We start from the raw sequence: 18825 nt of genomic DNA, 5'->3' as shown, positions 1-18825 counted from the left end.
AGCGTTTCCGCCATGCGTGCGCACCCGTCCCGCCCATGGGCGGTCGCGTGCGCGCTCCTCGCCGCGGCGTGGGCGCTCTTTCTGCTCCCACCGCAGCAGGCGATCTGGTCGGGCGTGCACACCCCCGACTGGCTCGACGCGCTCGACGGACTGCCGGTCTACGACGGCATCCGGTCATGGCTGCACGGGGCGGGGCTGCACGATCTCTACCTCGTGTTCGGCGCCGCGGCATCCGTCTCGTTCGTGCTCGTCTGGATCGCGACCGGCCCGGCACTCGCGGCGCTGGGGTGGAGCGGACGAGTGCTGGGGTGGCTCGTGCTCGCCGCCGGCGTCATCACCCTCATGTCGTACCTGAACCACCCGGTCGATGCCCCGTTGCATGCGATCTGGGGCGGCGAACTGTTCGTGCTCGCGGCGATCGGCGTGTGGGCGGTCGTCGCGGCGGTCGTCGCCCCGCGCGGCGTCGGCATCCCGGCGTGGGAACGCTGGCTCCTCGGCGCGACGCTCCCGATCCTCGTCGGCGCGACCGTGCTGCTGACCTACTGGCCGCACGGCAGTCTCGTCGGGCTCGCGCTCGAGGCCGCCGCGCTCGCTGCGTGGGCGCCGCGAGCCGATGACGCGAACGACCCCCTGCCGCGAGCGGAGGGGGTCGTCGGCGAGACGGGCCGAACGCACGAGGTCACCTGATCGGACGCGTGAATGCCTTCGCCGCGATCACCATGGCCGCGGCCACCAGCACGACGTCCTTCAGGATGTACTGCGCGGTGAGCGAGGGCCCGGCCGCGGTGAAGAGCTCTCCGGCGAAGAACACGAGCGGCGAGAACACGCCGACGAAGGTCACCGCGAGGGCGAGCAGGCCGACGCGGAGCAGCACGCCCGTGACGAGCGTGACACCGACGAACACCTCGAGCGCTGCCGTCAGCGCGAGCGCCGCGTAGCCATCGATCACGCCGAACGACAGCACGTTCCACGTGCGGGTCACGAGCGCCTCGACCGGGCTCATGCCGGGGAAGAACTTCAACGCGCCGAACACGAGGAAGACGAGGCCGAGCGAGACGCGGAGCGCGGGAACTCCTGCGCGAGCGAGGAACCGCTGGACGACCGCCTGCGCGGCGTTCGCGCGGTCGAGGATCGAGTCGAGCCCTGATCCGGTCGCGACGCGACCGGTTCCGATGGTGGTGCTGGACATGGTGCTCCTTCCGAGAGCAACGTGGGAGATGCCGGCCGGAATCGGCGGCATACTCATCACATCGCCGCGGCGGTCGCCCGTCGTCGGGAGTGCCGCTGAACCGCGCTCGGTGTCTCCACCGAACGCGCTCTCAGGGACATGCCCGCCGAACCCCCCGAGCGCGGGGCAGGCCGAAGCCGTCGTGTGCGCTCGAATCGAACGCACACGGGAAGGAGCTCGGAACTCAGGCCTTCGAGTGGGAGATCGCCGCGAGCAGGCCGTTCACGAAGCCGGCCGAGTCGTCGGTCGAGAGCACCGTGGCCGCCTCGACGGCCTCGGAGATCGCGACCGGGTCGGGCACTGCGTCGTTGTGGATGATCTCCCACACGCCGATGCGCAGGATCGCACGGTCGACCGCGGGCATGCGCTCGAGAGTCCAGCCGTGCGAGTGCGTCTCGATGAGCTCGTCGATCTCGGCGCGGTTGTCGACGATGCCGTCGACGATCTCACGCGCGTAGAGCCACGATGCGGCGCGCTCTGGCTCGCTCGCCGCCTTCTCCGCCTCGACGACGAGCATCTGCTCGACCGGCACCTGACGCATGTCGGCCGAGTACAGCAGGTCGAGCGCGCGCTTGCGCGCCTTGGTACGTGCGCTCACTAGTCGTTCACGCGGCCGAGGTAGTCGCCCGTGCGGGTGTCGACCTTGACCTTCGTGCCGGTCTCGAGGAACAGCGGCACCTGGATCTCGTAGCCGGTCTCGACGGTCGCGGGCTTCGTGCCACCGGTGGAACGGTCGCCCTGCAGGCCCGGCTCCGTGTAGGTGATCTCGAGCACGACCGAGGCGGGCAGCTCGACGTAGAGCGGGTTGCCGTTGTTCAGGGCCACGGTCACCGACTGGTTCTCGAGCATGAAGTTCGCGGCGTCGCCGACGACGGTGCCGGGCACCGTGAGCTGGTCGAAGTCGGTCTGGTCCATGAAGACGTAGCCGTCGCCATCGCTGTAGAGGTACGTGAAGTCGCGACGATCGACGTTCTCGATCTCGATCTTCGCGCCCGCATTGTAGGTGCGGTCGACGGTCTTGCCCGACACGACGTTCTTCAGCTTGGTGCGCACGAACGCACCGCCCTTGCCGGGCTTGACGTGCTGGAACTCGATGACGCTCCAGAGCTGACCGTCGATGGAGAGGACGACGCCGTTCTTGATGTCAGCGGTGCTTGCCATGCGTGTGTGTTCCGTTCAGTTGCGAAGAGGCTCGGCCGGAATCGGCCGCAGAAGTTCAGTCGGTCGAGTTTAGTCGCTCGGTCGGGACTGCGCCAATGCACGCGGATGCCGCGCCGCGGGCGCCGATCTCAGGCGTGACGCAGCACCCAGTCGACGGCCATGCGGTACGAGTCGCTGCCGAAGCCGGCGATGACACCGGTGGCGACACCCGAGATCACGCTCGTGTGCCGGAAGGTCTCGCGCGTGTGCGGGTTCGAGAGGTGCACCTCGACGAGCGGCACCCCCGCCTGCTTCAACTGGGCGGCCGCGTCGCGCAGCGCGTAGCTGTAGTGGGTGAACGCGGCCGGGTTCAGCACGACCGGGAGCTTCCGGTCGACGGCCTCGTGGATCCAGCCGATGAGCTCGGCTTCGTCGTCGCTCTGGCGCAGGTCGATCTCGACGTCGGCCGGAACCACGCCTGCGAGCGAGTCGCGGATGTCGGCGAGGCTCTCGCTGCCGTAGACCTCTGGTTCGCGGGTACCGAGCCGGCCGAGGTTCGGGCCGTTGAGGATGAGGATCGTCGTCACGCCGCAAGCCTATCGAGGCGGGCCCTCGGGTGAACGGCGGACGGACGGCAGGTGGCGGACCGGGTGCCATCCGAGGCTCGGGTTCACGTGCCGGTCGCACCGCATTCCGCGGACGGCCATCACGACGTGCCCTGCACCCGATTGGCTCGCCGTATGCCAACCGACACTGCACGAACGCGTACGCGCTTCCGCCTCCTGGTCGCCGCGGCCACCGCCGTCACGGCGGCCGCGATACTCGTCCCCTCGTCCGCCACCGCCGCCGGGAACGGCGACGGACCGAAGGGTCCGTCCGTCAAGAAGACGGAACCCGTCCTCGTCGCTCGGGCGACCCTCTCGGCCGACCACCTCGAGGCGGGCCCCGCCAGCGGCGCAGCGCTCACCACGACGGTGAACGGGCGCACCGGCCCCTTCGCGGGCCAGGTCATCCCCGGGTTCTCGGCGATGATCGACAACGGCGACGGCACGTTCTGGGCCCAGCCCGACAACGGCTTCGGCGCGAAGGGCAACTCGGCCGACTTCCTGCTCCGCAACTACCTGGTCCGTCCGGCCTGGCAGTCCGCAGAGGGCGGCAGCGGCGAGATCCAGGTCGAGCGGTTCATCTCCTACAACGACGCGGACCGCGTGCTCGACTTCCCGATCGCGAACGAGGCGACACCCGAGCGCCTGCTCACCGGCGCCGACTTCGACATCGAATCGGTGGTCCGGGCGAAGGACGGCAGCTTCTGGGTCGGCGAGGAGTTCGGCCCGTTCCTGCTCCACTTCGGCGCCGACGGCACCCTGCTCGAGAAGCCGTACCCGATGCCCGGCGGCGCGAAGTCGCCCCAGAACCCGTATCTCGAGGTCGGCGAGACGCCTCGCGTACGTGCGAGCCGCGGCTTCGAGGCTCTGGCGGCCTCGGTGAACGGACGCTACCTCTACCCGGTCGTCGAGGGATCATACGCCGATGACACCGACCTCCGTCGTCGCGAGATCCTCGAGTTCGACACTCGGGCCGGCGCGTACACGGGTCGCACCTGGAACTACCAGACCGATCAGGACGCCAACGTCGTGGGCGACGCGTTCGCCGTGCGCAACGGCGTGCTGCTGCTCGTCGAACGCGACGACTTCGAAGGCGACCAGGCCGTGACGAAGCGCATCTACGAGGTGAACCTCACGCGCTCCGACTCCGAGGGCAAGCTGGAGAAGACCCTCGTGGTCGATGCCCTGCGCATCGCGAACCCCGGTCTGCTCGGCGCGGGTGACGGCTATGGCACGGGCGATCCGTTCTCGCTGCCGGTGCAATCGTTCGAGACCGTGGTGCAGTTGAAGAACGGCGACCTCCTGATCGCCAATGACAACAACTACCCCGGCAACGACGCGCGCATCGCGGGCACCCCCGATGACACCGAGATCGACGTCATCGACCTCGATCGCACGCGGGTGCAGCCCTCCGACGTCACCGTCGTGGCGCATCGCGGCGCGAGCGGATACCGCCCCGAGCACACGCTCGCGGCGTACGAGACGGCGATCACCGAGTGCGCCGACTTCATCGAGCCCGATGTCGTGTCGACGAAGGACGGCGTGCTCGTCGCCCGCCACGAGAACGAGATCAGCGGCACGACGGATGTCGCGACCCGCCCGGCGTTCGCCGATCGCAAGGCCACGAAGCAGATCGACGGCGTCTCCGTCACGGGCTGGTTCACCGAGGACTTCACGCTCGCCGAGCTCAAGACGCTGCGTGCGGTGGAGCGGCTCCCGCAGATCCGCCCCGAGAACACGACGTTCAACGGCCTCTACCAGGTGCCGACCCTCGACGAGGTGCTCGACCTCGCTCGGCACTCGGTGAGCTGCGACGGCCTGCCGGTGGGCGTCTACCCCGAGACGAAGCACCCGAGCTACTTCGACTCGATCGGCCTCTCGCTCGAGGAGCCGCTCGTCGCCGAGCTCTCGCGCAACGGGCTCGACGAGGCCGATGCGCCCGTCATCATCCAGAGCTTCGAGGTGGGCAACCTCCGCGAGCTCGACGGCGTCACCGACGTGGCGCTCGCCCAGCTGCTCAACTCGAGCGGTCGTCCCTACGACTTCACGGTCGCCGGTGACGCCCGCACGTATGCCGACCTCGCGACGCCCGCGGGCCTCGCGGAGATCACGACGTACGCCGACGGCGTCGGCGTCGAGAAGAGCCTCCTGATCCCCCGCACCGCGACCGGCACGCTCGGCGCGCCGACCACGCTGATCGCCGACGCGCACGCGGTCGGACTCGAGGTGCACGGCTGGACGTTCCGCCGCGAGAACGCGTTCCTCCCGGCCGAGTTCCGTTCGAGCGCCGATCCTGCAGGCATCGGCGACCTCGCGGGCGAGCTCCGGGTGTTCCTCGATGCGGGCCTCGACGGCTTCTTCACCGACAACCCCGATCTCGGCGCCGCGACCGCTGGCTGATCGGGTTCATCCGATTCGAGAGCGGGCGGTTGCCTCGGGCATCCGTCCGCTCTCGTGCGCGATGGTCAGGAGGCGATCTCCTGGTATGCCGCGAAGAGCAGCGACGGGTCGGGCGCGAGCATGACCGTCGGCTTCGCGAGGTCGTCGAGCACGATGAAGCGCAGCTGACCGGCGCGCGACTTCTTGTCGCGCTGCATCGTGGCGAGCAGCGTGTTCCAGCGGCCCGCGGGGTACGAGGTCGGCAGGCTCAGCAGGTCGAGCACCCGCTTGTGCCGGTCGGCGACCTCGTCGGGGAGACGGCCCGAGAGCCGGCCGAGCTCGGCCGCGAACGCCATGCCCACGGCGACCGCCGCGCCGTGGCGCCACTGGTATCGCTCGGCGTGCTCGACGGCGTGGCCGAGCGTGTGCCCGTAGTTCAGGATCTCGCGGATCCCCTGCTCGGTGAAGTCCTCTGAGACGACGTCGGCCTTCATCTGGATCGCGAGCTCGACCACGCGGCGGAACTGCGGCGTCGACGGGTCGGTCGCGGCCTCGGGGCCGGCCTCGATGATGTCGAGGATCTCGGGGTAGCGGATGAAGCCCGCCTTCACGATCTCCGCGAAGCCCGCGAGGATCTCGTTCTTCGGCAGCGTGTCGAACACGTCGAGGTCGCAGATCACGGCGGCGGGTGCATGGAACGCGCCGACGAGGTTCTTCCCTTCGTTCGTGTTGATGCCGGTCTTGCCGCCGACGGCCGCGTCGACCATGCCGAGCACCGTCGTCGGCACCTGCACGACCTTCACGCCGCGAAGCCAGGTCGCTGCGACGAAGCCCGCGAGGTCGGTGATCGCTCCCCCGCCGAACCCGACGACCGCGTCGGTGCGGGTGAAGTCGGCCTGTCCGAGCACCTGCCAGCAGAACGCGGCGACCTCGATGCGCTTGCCGGCCTCGGCATCGGGCACCTCCGCGAGCAGCACCTGGTAGCGGTCTGAGAGCGCCTCGCGCAGCTCTGCGGCACGAGCGCCGAGCGTCGCGGGGTGCACGATGAGCACCTTCGTCGCGTCCGTGCCGATCGCGTCGCCGATCTCGGCGAGCACCCCTCGGCCCACGATGACGTCGTAGCCCGATTCGCCGCCGACGCGGATGCTCGTGCGGGTCTCGTCTGCGGTCATCGTGTTCCTCCGAAGTGCCCGGTGATGTCGTCGACGATCCGCGCGACCGAGCGACGCGAGGTGTCGATGCTGAAGTCGGCGACCGACTCGTACAGGGGGCGCCGCGCCTCGAGGATGGCGCTCCAGCGCTCGATGCCGCCGTCGGCCAGCAGCGGACGGGTGCCGCCGGTGAGTCGGGGAGCCACCGCTGATGCGGAGACCTGCAGCCAGACGACGGGCAGGCCGGCGAGATCGTCGCGAGTGTCGTCGTGCAGCACCGCGCCGCCGCCGAGCGAGATCACGGCCTCTTCGCGCAGCGCCTCGTCGACGACCTCGCGTTCGACGATGCGGAAGTACTCCTCGCCCTCGCGGTCGAAGATCTCGTCGATCGGCCCGTAGCGTTCGACGATGCGCAGGTCGGTGTCGACGAACGGTGCGCCGACGGATGTCGCGAGCCGCTGCCCGACCCGTGACTTGCCCGCGCCCATCGGGCCGACGAGCACGATCGGCAGGGCGAGTCGCGGGGTGTCAGACACGATCTGCCGCGGCGTCCGCCGCAGCGCCCGCCGTGCGGAGCGTTTCGGGGATCGCCGCGAGGTAGGACTCGAGGTTGCGCCGGGTCTCGTCGACCGAGTCGCCGCCGAACTTCTCGAGCACGGCGTTCGCGAGGGTGAGCGCGACCATCGCCTCGGCCACGACGCCTGCTGCGGGAACCGCGACGACGTCGGAACGCTGGTGGTGGGCCGCAGCGGCCTCACCGGTGGCGACGTCGACCGTCGGCAGCGCGTGCGGCACGGTCGCGATGGGCTTCATGCCGGCGCGAACGCGCAGCACGGTGCCGGTGGACATGCCGCCCTCTGTGCCGCCGGCGCGATCGCTCGCGCGAGCGATGCGACCACCGTCGACGTGCAGTTCGTCGTGCGCGGCCGAGCCGCGGCGGCGAGTGGTCTCGAAGCCGTCACCGACCTCGACGCCCTTGATCGCCTGGATGCCCATGAGGGCGGCCGCGAGCTGTGCGTCGAGACGACGGTCCCAGTGCACGTGCGATCCGAGTCCGGGCGGCAGGCCGTAGGCCAGCACCTCGACGACGCCGCCGAGCGTGTCGCCCTCCTTGTGCGCGAGGTCGACCTCTTCGACCATCGCCGCGGATGTCTCGGGGTCGAAGCAGCGCAGCGGATCGGCGTCGAGCACCTCGACGTCGTCGGGCGTCGGCAGTGGGCGGCCGTCGGGCACCCGAACGGGGCCGATCGCGAGCGTGTGCGCGACGAGCCGGATGCCGAGTTCGGCGAGGAACGAACGTGCGACCGCGCCGAGCGCGACGCGGGCCGCGGTCTCACGGGCGCTCGCGCGCTCGAGCACCGGGCGGGCCTCGTCGAAACCGTACTTCTGCATGCCGACGAGGTCGGCGTGCCCGGGCCGGGGCCGGGTGAGCGCGGCGCCGCGCCCGCGGCCGAGCTTGGCAGGGTCGATGGGCTCGGGGCTCATGACCTCCTGCCACTTCGGCCACTCGGTGTTTCCGATGCGCAGCGCGACGGGGCTGCCGAGGCTGAGTCCGTGGCGCACACCGCCCGAGATCGCGAGTTCGTCCTGCTCGAACTTCATGCGCGCACCCCGGCCGTAGCCGAGTTTGCGGCGCGCGAGGTCAGCACGAATATCGTCGAGCGAAACGGGGATACCGGCGGGAAGACCCTCGAGGATCGCGACGAGCTCAGGGCCGTGCGACTCTCCGGCAGTGAGCCAACGGAGCATGTTCCTATCCTTCCACAGGCTCAGGGACGCCGACGTCGCATGACGCCGGCCGCGATGGCGACGCGCCGCCCACCAGCGCCTACCTCGATCAGGCGACCGCAGCGCGCATGTCGGCGAGCACGGCGTCCTCGTCGTCGAGCGGCTCGTTCGGGTCGCCGTTCACGAAGGTCCGAACCTGCAGCAGCGCCTGGTGCAGCAGCATCCCGAGCCCGTGCACCACCGCGCCGCCTCCCGCGATCCAGCCTGCCGCGAGCGGGGTCGGCCAGGGGTCGTACGCGACGTCGAGCAGGGTGGCGGTGGCGATGAGCCCAGCGGATGCAGCGACGCCGAGGTCGGTGCCACCGGGCACGGTGCTCACGACGAGGTCGGCACGATCGATCGTCGCGAGTTCGGCCAGCCCGCCCACGTCGACCCGCACGCCGAGACGCGAGCCGAGCTCGACGAGCGACGCGGCGGAGCCCGGGCGGCGCACGAGCACCTGCACCTCGCGTGCCCCGAGCTGCGACATCGCGACGAGTGCCGAGGCGGCCGTCGCCCCGCCGCCGAGCAGCACGCCGCACGAGGCCTCGTGCACGCCGGCCTCGCGGAGCGTGCGCACGATGCCGCCGACGTCGGTGTTGAAGCCCCGTCGGGTGCCGGCGTCGCAGAGCACCGTGTTCGCGGCACCGGTGATCGCGGCGACCTCGTCGATCGAGTCGAGCAGGGGCAGCACCTCCTGCTTCAGCGGCATGGTGAGCGAGAGTCCGCGCCACGAGGCATCCAGGCCCCCCAGGAACTCGCCGAGCCGGGCGCCGTCCATCTCCACGGTCGAGTACTGCCACGGCAGCCCGAGGCGGTTGTACGCCGCGCGGTGCAGTGCTGGGCTCTTGGAGTGCGAGATCGGCGAGCCGAGCACCGCCAGCCGTGCATGGAGCCGTCGCACTCGATCAGCCATACTCGGGGTGCTCTTCCATCCACGCGAGCCACTTCTCGACGGCGACGTCGTGCTGTTCGACGGTCTCGGAGAAGATCGTCTCGCCGGTGTCGAGGTTCCACGTCACGAAGAAGAGCCACGGTCCGTCGGCCGGGTGCAGCGCCGCGTCGATCGCGAGGTCGCCGGGGTTCGAGATCGGGCCCACCGGCAAGCCGGGGTGCACGTAGGTGTTGTACCGGTTCTCCGCGTTCTCCCGCTCCTCGTCAGTCGTCGTGACCAAATGGGTGTTGCCGGTGCCGTACGCGACCGTGGCGTCGGACTCGAGCAGGCCGCTCTCCCACTGGTTCGGGTCGAGACGGTTCTGGAAGACGCGCGAGACCTTGTAGAAGTCGTCGCGGAGGCCCGCCTCGCGCTGGATGAGCGCGGCGAGCACGATCGTCCCCCAGCGATCTTCGGGCGCGACGCCTGCGGCGTCGAGCGCTTCGAACTGCCGGTCGACGAGGGTCTGCAGCACCGCGTGCGCGTCGAGTCCCGGGTCGAGCGTGTACGTCGCCGGGAAGAGGAATCCCTCGAGGTTCGTCGCCTCTGCGGGCAACCCGTAGTTCGCGGGCGGCTCGGCCGCGGCCCCCTCGAGCTCCGAGAGCGGCACACCTGTGCCCTCGGCGATGAGCGGCAGCGCATCGACGGTCGCCGTGCCTTCGGGGATCACGAAGGTGTTCTCGAGCTTCGTCGCCGGATCCTGCAGCGCATCGAGCGCGGCCTGCGCGCTCATCTTTTCGGCGAGCTGATATGCACCGGGGTGGAACTCGGGCTCGGGGCTCTGCTCGAGCAGGAGGTCGTAGAAGGCGTCGTACGACGCGGTGACGCCCCCGTCGACGAGGTTCGTCGCGATGTCGGAGCCGACGTCGCCGTCGTGGATCATGAACACGACCTCGCCGGTGCCGGCGCCCTCGTAGTCCTCGGCCGGAGTGAACCGCTCGATGACGGCGTTGATCGGGCCCTGCAGGAAGAAGAAGGCCACGGCGCCGAGTGCGATGACGACGAGGAGGCCGATGAGGCAACCCCATGCGCCCCGACGCTTCGGCTTCTCGGGCTCGTACGGGTCGGCGTTCACGGCTCGACGCTCGGCGCGCGACGGACGTGCCGGCTCGGGAGCGGCCGGTTCGGCGACGATCGAGTCGAAGAAGGGAAGCGGGACCTCCTCCGCAGGCGGACCCGCCTCGGCGAGCACCGCCGCTGCTTCGGCCTCGGCGGCCCGGCGCTGCTCGGCCTCCCTCGCCTCACGGCGGGTCATCGGCTGTCCCTCAGCGGCTGGCGGAGTCGGCGTCGCACCGGTCGGCGTCGCACCGGTCGGCGTCGCACCGGTCGGCGTCGCACCGGCCGCCGGTCGTGGCGGCGCGGCATCCGCTGCTCTGGGTGCTCGCACCGGCGCATCGCCGGCGAGCATCGCGTGCCAGTCGGCGGTCGCGCGGTCCGAGTCGTGGCGCTCGGGGGGAGGCTGGGTCACAGGGGGGATGGCCCTTCGGGGATCTCGATCGTCCGGCCGGGCGGGCGGTGGAAATCCCGCTCGGCGTCGATGGCGTGTTGCAAAATGATAACGGCTGCAACCTGATCGACGATGGGACGTTGCTTGCGCGCCGACTTCCCGGTCGCGCGAAGCGCCTGTTGGGCGCTCACGGTCGAGAGTCGTTCGTCGACCAGCCGCACCGGGATCCCCGTGCTCGCCAGCCGCTCCGCGAACGCCACCGCGTCGTCGGTCGACGGCGTCGACGCACCGGAGAGCGAGAGCGGATTGCCGACGACGATCTCGATCACCTCGTGCTCACGCGCGATCTCGAGGATGCGCGACACATCGGCGTCGCCGTCGACAGCACGCGGCACCGTCTCCACCGGGGTCGCGATCATGCCGCCCGGGTCGCAGCGCGCCACGCCGATGCGCGCCCGCCCGACATCGACCCCGAGTCTCGCCCCGGTACGCACAGCGCCTACCCGCGGAGCGCCGAGCGCACCGCGTCGAGCGCCGCCGGGATCGCCGCGAGGTCGCTGCCGCCGCCCTGGGCGAGGTCGGGCTTGCCGCCGCCTCCGCCGCCGAGCACACCGGCCATGGTCTTCGCGAGGGCACCGGCATTGGCGCCGGCGTCGCGAGCGGCAGGCGAGGTCGCGACGATCGCGACCGGCTTGCCGCCGACCTCGGCGGTCAGGGCCACGACGGATGCCGCGTCGCCGAGCTGTGCTCGAACGGAGGTCGCGAGCGCTCGGAGTTCGTCACCGGTGCCGAGCGAGCCGACCGTCTCGGCGACGAGCAGCACCTCGCCCGTGCGCACGGCCTTGGCGGCAAGCGCGGGTACGCGATCGTTGAGAGCGCGAGCCTCGAACTGCTGGATGCGCTTCTCGGCGGCCTTCAGGCTCGAGACGAGCTCGCCGACACGGTCGACGAGCTGATCGGGGCGCGTCTTCAGCGACGAGGTCAGCTCGGAGACGAGTGCACGCTCCGACGCGAAGCGGCGGAATGCGTCGAGGCCGACGAGTGATTCCACGCGGCGGTTGGATGCACCGACCGAGGACTCCCCCACGATGTTGATCATGCCGACCTCGGCGCTCGTCGACACGTGCGTGCCGGCGCAGAGTTCGCGCGACCAGGGGCCGCCGATGTCGACGACGCGCACGACGTCGCCGTACTTCTCGCCGAAGAGCGCCATCGCGCCGAGGGACTTCGCCTCGTCGAGCGGCATCTCGCGCGTGACGACCTCGAGGTTGTCGCGGATCGCGGCGTTCGAGATCTCCTCGATCTCGCTGCGGGTCTCGGCCGAGAGCGCCGAGTTCCAGCCGTAGTCGAGTCGCAGGTAGCCGGCCTTGTTGAACGAGCCGGACTGGTGGGCGTTCGGGCCGAGCACCTGGCGGAGCGCGGCGTGCACGAGGTGCGTGCCCGAGTGCGCCTGCGTGGCACCGCGACGGTACTGCTCGTCGACGAGCGTGGTCGCCGGCACGCCGACGCCGACCTCGCCCGACGTCACCTTCACGGTGTGGCTGATGAGGCCCTTGATGGGCTTCTGCACGTCGAGCACCTCGAGGTCGAAGCCGTCGCCGACGATGCGACCCTGATCCGGTGCCTGACCACCGGACTCCGCGTAGAGCGAGGTCTCGGCCAGGATCACCTCGGCGGTCTGACCGGCGGTCGCGAACGGCACCGGGCGGCCGTCGACGAGCAGACCGAGCACGTTCGACGCCGTCGTCAGCTCGGAGTAGCCCGTGAAGATGGTCTCGCCCTTGGCACGGAACTCCGCGTACACCGAGAGGTCGGCGAGCACCTTCTTCTTCGACTTGGCATCGGCCTTCGCACGCGAGCGCTGCTCGGCCATGAGCGTGTCGAACGCGGCACGGTCGACGGCGAGGCCGGCTTCATCGGCCATCTCGAGCGTGAGCTCGATCGGGAAGCCGTAGGTGTCGTGCAGGAGGAACGCCGTGTCGCCGGCGAGCTGGCCGCGACCCGACTCCTTGGTCTTGGTGACCGCGAGGTCGAGGATCGAGGTGCCCGCCGTGAGCGTGCGGAGGAAGGTCTCCTCCTCACCGAGGGCGAGCTGCTCGATGTGGGCGTAGTCCTTCGCCACCTCGGGGTAGGCGCTCTTCATCGCGTCGCGCGACGCGGCGAAGAGCTCGCGGAAGGTCGGGCCCTCGACGCCGAGCAGGCGCATAGCGCGGATGCTGCGGCGCAGGAGCCGGCGCAGGATGTATCCGCGCCCCTCGTTCGACGGGCTCACGCCGTCGCTCATGAGCATCAGCGCGGAGCGCACGTGGTCGGCGATGACGCGCATGCGCACATCGTCGTCGTGGTCCGCGCCGTAGCGACGGCCCGAGATCTCGGCGGCGCGATCGAGCACCGGGCGCACCTGGTCGATCTCGTACATGTTGTCGACGCCCTGCTTGATGAACGCCACGCGCTCGAGTCCCATGCCGGTGTCGATGTTCTTCTTCGGCAGTTCCTTCACGATGCGGAAGTCGGTCTTCGACTTCACGTCGTCGATGAGGTACTGCATGAACACGAGGTTCCAGATCTCGACGTACCGGTCGTCGTCGGTGGCCGGGCCGCCGTCGATGCCGTACTCGGGGCCGCGATCGAAGAAGATCTCGGAGCAGGGGCCCGCCGGACCGGGCTGGCCGGTGTGCCAGTAGTTCGGGCCCTTGCCGAGGCGCTGGACGCGCTCGTCGGGCAGGTCCGCGACCTTCTTCCAGAGTTCGATCGCCTCGTCGTCGTCTTCGTAGACGGTGACCCAGAGGTCGTTGCGGTCGAAGCCGTAGCCGCCGTCGGCCTCGGGCGTCGTCAGCAGCTCCCAGGCCATCGAGATGGCGCCCTCTTTGAAGTAGTCGCCGAACGAGAAGTTCCCGCTCATCTGGAAGAACGTTCCGTGGCGCGGGGTCTTGCCGACCTCTTCGATGTCGTTGGTGCGGATGCACTTCTGCACACTCGTCGCGCGCGGGTACGGCGCGGGCACGAGGCCGGTCAGGTACGGCACGAAGGGCACCATGCCGGCGACCGTGAAGAGCAGCGTGGGGTCGTCGGAGACGAGTGACGCCGAGGGGACGACGGTGTGCCCGCGCTCGGCGAAGAAGTCCAGCCAACGCTGGCGGATGTCGGCAGTCTGCATGGTTCCGTTCTCAGTCGTTGCCCGGGCGTCCGGGCATCACATCGTGGTCGCGACTCAGAGAGCCGCGGGAGTCTCGCCCTGCTCGGCTCGGAGCTCGGCGTCGCGGGCGTGGTAGCCCTCGGCGATCGCGTGGCCGAAGGCGCGGGCCTTCACGTCGACCGCGGAGAAGAAGTCTCGCCCCTGCTTGGTCTGGTTGACCTGGTGCGCGACCGCGAATCCGGCCGCGACGCCGACGGTGAACCACAGAATGCTCTTCACGAGGTGCTCCTGCTCCTGATCGATGTGTCGCCTTGCGGTGCGCTCGGCACGCCTCGCACCAGTCTAGTGGCCGCACCGCAGGCGGTCGCCGGGTACGACACAGGGGCCGCGGGAAACCCCGCGACCCCTGTCTCAACTGCTCTGCGTCAGCGAGCTGCGTAGTACTCGACGACCAGCTGCACGTCACAGGTCACGGGGACCTCGGCGCGCTTCGGGCGACGGACGAGCTTCACCTGGAGCTTGTCGAGCTCGACCTCGAGGTACGTGGGGAGCTTGGGGAGCACGTCGACGTGACCGCCGGCAGCGGCGACCTGGAACGGCTCGGTGCCCTCGCTGCGTGCCTTGACGTGCACGAGCTGGCCCGGCTTCACGCGGAACGAGGGGCGGTCGACGAGCTGGCCGTCGACGAGGATGTGGCGGTGCACCACGAACTGGCGCGCCTGCGAGATGGTGCGGGCGAAGCCGGCACGCAGCACGATGGCGTCGAGACGCATCTCGAGCAGCTCGACCAGGTTCTCACCGGTCAGGCCGTCGGTGCGGCGCGCCTCGTTGAAGGCGATGCGCAGCTGCTTCTCGCGGATGCCGTACTGGGCGCGCAGGCGCTGCTTCTCGCGCAGACGAACGGCGTAGTCGCTGTCCTGCTTGCGCTTGGTGCGGCCGTGCTCACCGGGAGCGTACGGGCGCTTCTCCATGTAGCGGGCGGCCTTCGGGGTGAGGGCGACGCCGAGCGCACGGGAGAGGCGGGTCTTGCTACGTGACTGGTTCGACACGAATGTCCTTTCGGAAGAATCTCAAGTGAATTCACGGCGCGATCGTGCGCCGGGAATCTGTGTCAGAGGGATTCGCCAAGGGTGGATCGGCTACAGATCGCACCCATTCGCCGGTGACTCTCTCGCAGCCGCGCTCGAGAATCAGGCTTCAGGCCAACGGAAATGATATCACGACGGCGCAGTGCGCCCCACCGGGGGCTCTCAGACTCGTGGCGGTCATCGCCCGCCGCGAACGATGCGCCGCAGCTTCGCGAGCCGCGCAGAGACCTCGCGCTCGTTGCCGTGCTCGGCGGGCTCGTAGTACACGGCGCCGCGCAGCGACTCGGGCAGGTATTCCTGCGCCACGACGCCGATCTCGTCGTCGTGCGGGTACTTGTAGCCCTTGCCGTGGCCGAGCCGCTTCGCCCCCGGGTAGTGCGCGTCGCGCAGGTGCTTCGGCACCCGGCCTGCTTTGCCCTCGCGCACGTCGGCGATCGCCCGGTCGATGCCGACGTAGGCCGCGTTCGACTTCGGGGCGGTGGCCAGGTGCACGACGGCCTGGGCGAGCGGGATGCGCCCCTCGGGCATGCCGATGAACTGCACGGCGTCGGCCGCGGCGACGGCCACGCCGAGCGCGCTCGGATCGGCGAGGCCGATGTCTTCGGAGGCGAGCACGATGATGCGGCGCGCGATGAACCGCGGGTCTTCGCCGGCCTCGATCATGCGCGCGAGATAGTGCAGCGAGGCGTCGACGTCGCTGCCCCGCACCGACTTGATGAACGCGCTGATGACGTCGTAGTGCTCGTCGCCGTTGCGGTCGTAGCGCAGCAGCGCGCGGTCGACGGCGCGGGCCACGATGTCGGTGGTGATGACGGGCGCAGCGGATGCCGCGGCATCCGTCTCGCCATCGGCCGACGACTCGTCGGCGCCGTTCGTGTCGGTGGCAGCCGTCTCGTCGCCGTCGTCACCCGGCTCCGGCGCAGCGGGAATCGCCTGCGCCGCGGCCACGGCAGCGGCCTCGAGCGCCGTGAGTGCACGTCTCGCGTCGCCTGAGGCGAGCCGGATGATGGCGGCCCGCGCCTCGGGGTCGAGCGCCACCTTGCCCGACAGGCCGCGCGGATCGGCGACCGCCCGATCGACCAGCACCCCGAGGTCGTCGTCGGTGAGGAGCTCGAGGGTGAGCAGGAGCGAACGGGACAGGAGCGGCGAGATGACCGAGAACGACGGGTTCTCGGTGGTCGCGGCCACGAGGATGACCCACCCGTTCTCGACGCCCGGCAGCAGGGCGTCTTGCTGGGCCTTCGTGAAGCGGTGGATCTCATCGAGGAAGAGCACGGTCGAGAGGCCGTAGAGATCGCGGCTCGCCCGCGCCTCCTCCATGACCTGGCGCACGTCGCGCACTCCGGCCGACACGGCCGACAGCTCGACGAACTTGCGGCCCGACGAACGGGCGATCGCCTGGGCGAGTGTCGTCTTGCCGGTGCCGGGCGGACCCCAGAGGATGACGGAGACCGACCCGGACTCCCCCGAGCGATCGCCGGCGAGGGCGACGAGGGGCGAACCGGGCGTCAACAGGTGCCGTTGGCCGGCCACCTCGTCGAGGCTCGTCGGGCGCATGCGCACCGCGAGCGGGGTCGCGCCTGAACGCAGCCCCGGGCCGGAATCCACCATGCCGTCAAGCGTAGTCGCGGCATCCGACACCGGAGCCCGGGCCGGAATCGACCACGGAGCCGACCAGTGGCGCGGCATCCGGCACCGGATCTCGGGTCCTGATCGGTGCGGCGATTGGTCTGGGCACCCCGCCTTGCGTAGAGTCGGCACGCAGGAGTCCCGAGAAGGAGCATGCGTGGCATCGAACGACCGGCAGGCGCGTGAAGAACGAGCGCGCCTTCGCACCTACCAGGCACGCCAGGAAGTCCACACCCGGAAGGCACGCCGGCGCACCCGCGACAACGTGATCGCGGTGCTCGCGCTCGTCGTCGTGCTCGCCCTCGCGACGGCCGCGCAGATCTTCTACTTCAGCGGCGGACCCGGCGCCGAGCCGGCCGCCACCGCGACTCCCACGCCGACCCCGACTCCCGCCGAGGGCGAGAACCAGGGCGACGTGCCCTCGGCCGACATCGCCGAGGACCGCACCTGGACCGGCACGCTCACACTCAACGACATCCCCCTCGGGGTCGAGCTCGACGGCGCGGCTGCTCCGCAGGCCGTCTCGAGCGAGATCAGCCTCATCCAGTCGGGCTTCTACACCGGCACGAGCTGCCACCGCCTCACGACCGAGGGCCTCTGGGTGCTGCAGTGCGGCGACCCGAACGGCGACGGCACCGGCGGTCCCGGCTACAGCTACGGCCCCGTCGAGAACGCTCCGGCCGACGCGCTCTACCCGGCCGGCACGATCGCGATGGCGCGTGCTGATTCCCAGTACAGCAACGGCAGCCAGTTCTTCATCGTCTACGAGGACACGACGCTGCCCGGTGACACCGGCGGGTACACGGTCATCGGCAAGGTGACGAGTGGTCTCGACGAACTCCGCGCCGGTGTGCTCGACGCGGGCACGAGCGATGGCGCCGGCGACGGCGCACCCGCCGTACCGACCACGATCACGGCGTTCACGATCGAGTGACGGCCCGCGCCGCCCCTCGGCGGTGCAATAGGCTTGATGCCGTCAACGTCGCCTCCGGGCGGCATCCGACATACGACAGGGTGAGGCCGTGACCGATTCAGATCAGCAACCGTGGGGCCGCGTCGACGAGACGGGCACCGTCTTCGTGCGCACGAGCGACGGCGAACGAGCGGTCGGGCAGTACCCCGACGGTTCGGCTGAAGAGGCACTCGCCTACTTCGAGCGCAAGTACGCCGACCTCGCGGGCCAGGTGGGCCTGCTCGAGCAGCGCGTCCGTCGCGGCGCTCCCGCAGCCGATGTCTCGAAGGCCGTCGCCGCTCTCCGTTCCTCCGTCTCCACCGCGAACGCCGTCGGCGACCTCGAGTCGCTCGCGCAGCGTCTCGAGGCGCTCTCCGGCACCACCAAGGAGCTGACGGAGCAGCAGCAGGCCGAGTCGAAGGCCGCGGTCGCCGAGGCGATCGCGGAACGCACCGCGATCGTCGAGGCCGCCGAATCACTCGCTGCCGGCGACCCTGCGAAGACGCAGTGGAAGCAGGCGACGGCCGAACTCGACGAGCTCTTCGCCCGCTGGCAGCTCCACCAGCAAGACGGCCCCCGTCTGCCGAAGAACGAGGCCAACGAGCTGTGGAAGCGCTTCCGTGCCGCCCGCTCGACGATCGAGACGCACCGCAAGGCCTTCTTCGCCGAGCTCGACGCCGCGCACCGCGACGTGCGCACGCGCAAGCAGGCGCTCATCGAGCGCGCCGAGGCACTCGCGCCGCGCGGCGCCGACGCGGTGGGCGACTACCGTCACCTGCTCGACGAGTGGAAGCTCGCCGGCCGTGCGGGCAAGAAGCTCGACGATGCACTGTGGGCGAAGTTCAAGGCCGCTGGTGACGTGCTCTTCAGCGCCAAGGCCGAGATCGATGCCCAAGAAGACGAGAGTTACCGCGCCAACCTCGACGAGAAGCTCGCGCTCCTCACCGAGGCGGAGCCGCTGCTGACCGCGAAGGACCCCAAGCAGGCTCGCGCCGACCTCAACAAGATCCAGCGCAAGTGGGACGAGATCGGCAAGGTTCCGCGCGATCAGGTGCGGGTCGTCGAAGACCGGCTCCGCAAGATCGAGAACCATGTGAAGTCGCTCGAGGAGGAGCGCTGGCAGCGCGAGGACCCCGAGAAGAAGGCGCGCTCCGAAGGCATGCTCGGCCAGCTGCACGACGCGATCGACAAGCTCGAAGCCGAGCTCGCCGCCGCAGAGGCATCGGGCGACGCGAAGGCCGCGGCATCCGCTCGCGAGGCCCTCGACGCGCGCCGCGCCTGGCTGAAGGCCGTCGGCGGCTGAGTTCTCCGCGCTCGATTCGCGGTCTCGGCCGCGTTCATCGAGCGCGCGGTGCGGTTGTCCACAGAT

General features: G+C 70.2%; 18 protein-coding genes. 4 read left to right on the top strand and 14 right to left on the bottom strand.

From position 1 onward, the window contains the following. Positions 1 to 12 precede the first annotated feature (12 nt). The gene (locus JOE59_RS05625; RefSeq protein ID WP_204459297.1) at positions 13 to 687 is read left to right on the top strand and encodes a hypothetical protein; all 675 of its coding nucleotides are present in this window, start codon (positions 13 to 15) and stop codon (positions 685 to 687) included. Here the strand turns inward: JOE59_RS05625 and JOE59_RS05620 are convergent. The 4 genes from JOE59_RS05620 to JOE59_RS05605 all read right to left on the bottom strand — a co-directional run bounded on the left by JOE59_RS05620 (position 680) and on the right by JOE59_RS05605 (position 2955). Next, positions 680 to 1189, bottom strand: coding sequence for a DoxX family membrane protein (locus tag JOE59_RS05620; protein WP_204459296.1), 510 nt, complete (start codon positions 1187 to 1189; stop codon positions 680 to 682). The two genes, JOE59_RS05625 and JOE59_RS05620, sit on opposite strands and share 8 nt — an antisense overlap. A gap of 223 nt (positions 1190 to 1412) precedes the next feature. Further along, entirely contained in the window at positions 1413 to 1826 is a 414-nt protein-coding gene (nusB, locus tag JOE59_RS05615) for a transcription antitermination factor NusB (protein ID WP_074258922.1), read from the bottom strand. Further along, positions 1826 to 2389 (bottom strand): elongation factor P, encoded by a 564-nt coding sequence (gene efp / locus JOE59_RS05610; protein ID WP_074258921.1) that lies wholly within the window; start codon positions 2387 to 2389, stop codon positions 1826 to 1828. The genes nusB and efp overlap by 1 nt, the downstream gene beginning before the upstream one ends. Positions 2390 to 2517: 128 nt before the next feature. Continuing rightward, positions 2518 to 2955 carry a type II 3-dehydroquinate dehydratase gene (locus tag JOE59_RS05605; protein WP_204459295.1) on the bottom strand — a complete coding sequence of 146 codons (438 nt, stop codon included), beginning with the start codon at positions 2953 to 2955 and terminating at the stop codon, positions 2518 to 2520. A 153-nt stretch (positions 2956 to 3108) separates the two neighbouring features. Between JOE59_RS05605 and JOE59_RS05600 the strand changes: the two genes are divergently transcribed. Beyond that, positions 3109 to 5373 carry an esterase-like activity of phytase family protein gene (locus tag JOE59_RS05600; RefSeq protein WP_204459294.1) on the top strand — a complete coding sequence of 755 codons (2265 nt, stop codon included), beginning with the start codon at positions 3109 to 3111 and terminating at the stop codon, positions 5371 to 5373. 65 nt (positions 5374 to 5438) lie between these two features. On the opposite strand, the gene aroB is transcribed toward JOE59_RS05600, so the two are convergent. The 10 genes from aroB to JOE59_RS05550 all read right to left on the bottom strand — a co-directional run bounded on the left by aroB (position 5439) and on the right by JOE59_RS05550 (position 16486). After that, positions 5439 to 6524 (bottom strand): 3-dehydroquinate synthase, encoded by a 1086-nt coding sequence (gene aroB, locus JOE59_RS05595; protein ID WP_204459293.1) that lies wholly within the window; start codon positions 6522 to 6524, stop codon positions 5439 to 5441. After that, entirely contained in the window at positions 6521 to 7039 is a 519-nt protein-coding gene (locus JOE59_RS05590) for a shikimate kinase (RefSeq protein WP_307836963.1), read from the bottom strand. The genes aroB and JOE59_RS05590 overlap by 4 nt, the downstream gene beginning before the upstream one ends. Next, positions 7032 to 8252 (bottom strand): chorismate synthase, encoded by a 1221-nt coding sequence (aroC, locus tag JOE59_RS05585; protein WP_204459292.1) that lies wholly within the window; start codon positions 8250 to 8252, stop codon positions 7032 to 7034. The genes JOE59_RS05590 and aroC overlap by 8 nt, the downstream gene beginning before the upstream one ends. Positions 8253 to 8340: 88 nt before the next feature. Further along, positions 8341 to 9186: a shikimate dehydrogenase gene (locus JOE59_RS05580; protein ID WP_204459291.1), complete on the bottom strand. Its 846-nt coding sequence runs from the start codon at positions 9184 to 9186 to the stop codon at positions 8341 to 8343. Continuing rightward, positions 9179 to 10672: an endolytic transglycosylase MltG gene (gene mltG, locus JOE59_RS05575; protein WP_307836962.1), complete on the bottom strand. Its 1494-nt coding sequence runs from the start codon at positions 10670 to 10672 to the stop codon at positions 9179 to 9181. The genes JOE59_RS05580 and mltG overlap by 8 nt, the downstream gene beginning before the upstream one ends. Beyond that, complete coding sequence (gene ruvX, locus JOE59_RS05570; protein WP_204459290.1) at positions 10669 to 11145, bottom strand: Holliday junction resolvase RuvX; 477 nt, start codon at positions 11143 to 11145, stop codon at positions 10669 to 10671. The genes mltG and ruvX overlap by 4 nt, the downstream gene beginning before the upstream one ends. A 5-nt stretch (positions 11146 to 11150) precedes the next feature. After that, on the bottom strand, positions 11151 to 13808 hold the full coding sequence (alaS, locus tag JOE59_RS05565; RefSeq protein ID WP_204459289.1) for an alanine--tRNA ligase: 2658 nt from the start codon (positions 13806 to 13808) through the stop codon (positions 11151 to 11153). A 54-nt stretch (positions 13809 to 13862) separates the two neighbouring features. Further along, a complete protein-coding gene (locus tag JOE59_RS05560) occupies positions 13863 to 14066 on the bottom strand; it encodes a hypothetical protein (protein ID WP_204459288.1) in 204 nt (67 codons plus the stop codon). Between the two features lie 146 nt (positions 14067 to 14212). Next, positions 14213 to 14836, bottom strand: a complete 624-nt coding sequence (gene rpsD / locus JOE59_RS05555) for a 30S ribosomal protein S4 (protein ID WP_204459287.1) — start codon at positions 14834 to 14836, stop codon at positions 14213 to 14215. Between the two features lie 216 nt (positions 14837 to 15052). Next, positions 15053 to 16486 (bottom strand): replication-associated recombination protein A, encoded by a 1434-nt coding sequence (locus JOE59_RS05550; protein WP_204459286.1) that lies wholly within the window; start codon positions 16484 to 16486, stop codon positions 15053 to 15055. Between the two features lie 175 nt (positions 16487 to 16661). On the opposite strand from JOE59_RS05550, the gene JOE59_RS05545 reads away from it, so the two are divergent. Together JOE59_RS05545 and JOE59_RS05540 are read left to right on the top strand one after the other, a co-directional pair. Further along, the gene (locus JOE59_RS05545) at positions 16662 to 17438 is read left to right on the top strand and encodes a peptidylprolyl isomerase (RefSeq protein WP_307836961.1); all 777 of its coding nucleotides are present in this window, start codon (positions 16662 to 16664) and stop codon (positions 17436 to 17438) included. An 88-nt stretch (positions 17439 to 17526) separates the two neighbouring features. After that, positions 17527 to 18759 carry a DUF349 domain-containing protein gene (locus JOE59_RS05540; RefSeq protein ID WP_204459284.1) on the top strand — a complete coding sequence of 411 codons (1233 nt, stop codon included), beginning with the start codon at positions 17527 to 17529 and terminating at the stop codon, positions 18757 to 18759. Positions 18760 to 18825 lie beyond the last annotated feature (66 nt).

This window comes from Agromyces cerinus, from assembly GCF_016907835.1.
Lineage (GTDB): Bacteria > Actinomycetota > Actinomycetes > Actinomycetales > Microbacteriaceae > Agromyces > Agromyces nitratus.
The sequence above is the reverse complement of the archived record's forward strand: the minus strand, read 5'-3'. Positions and strand labels throughout refer to the sequence as shown.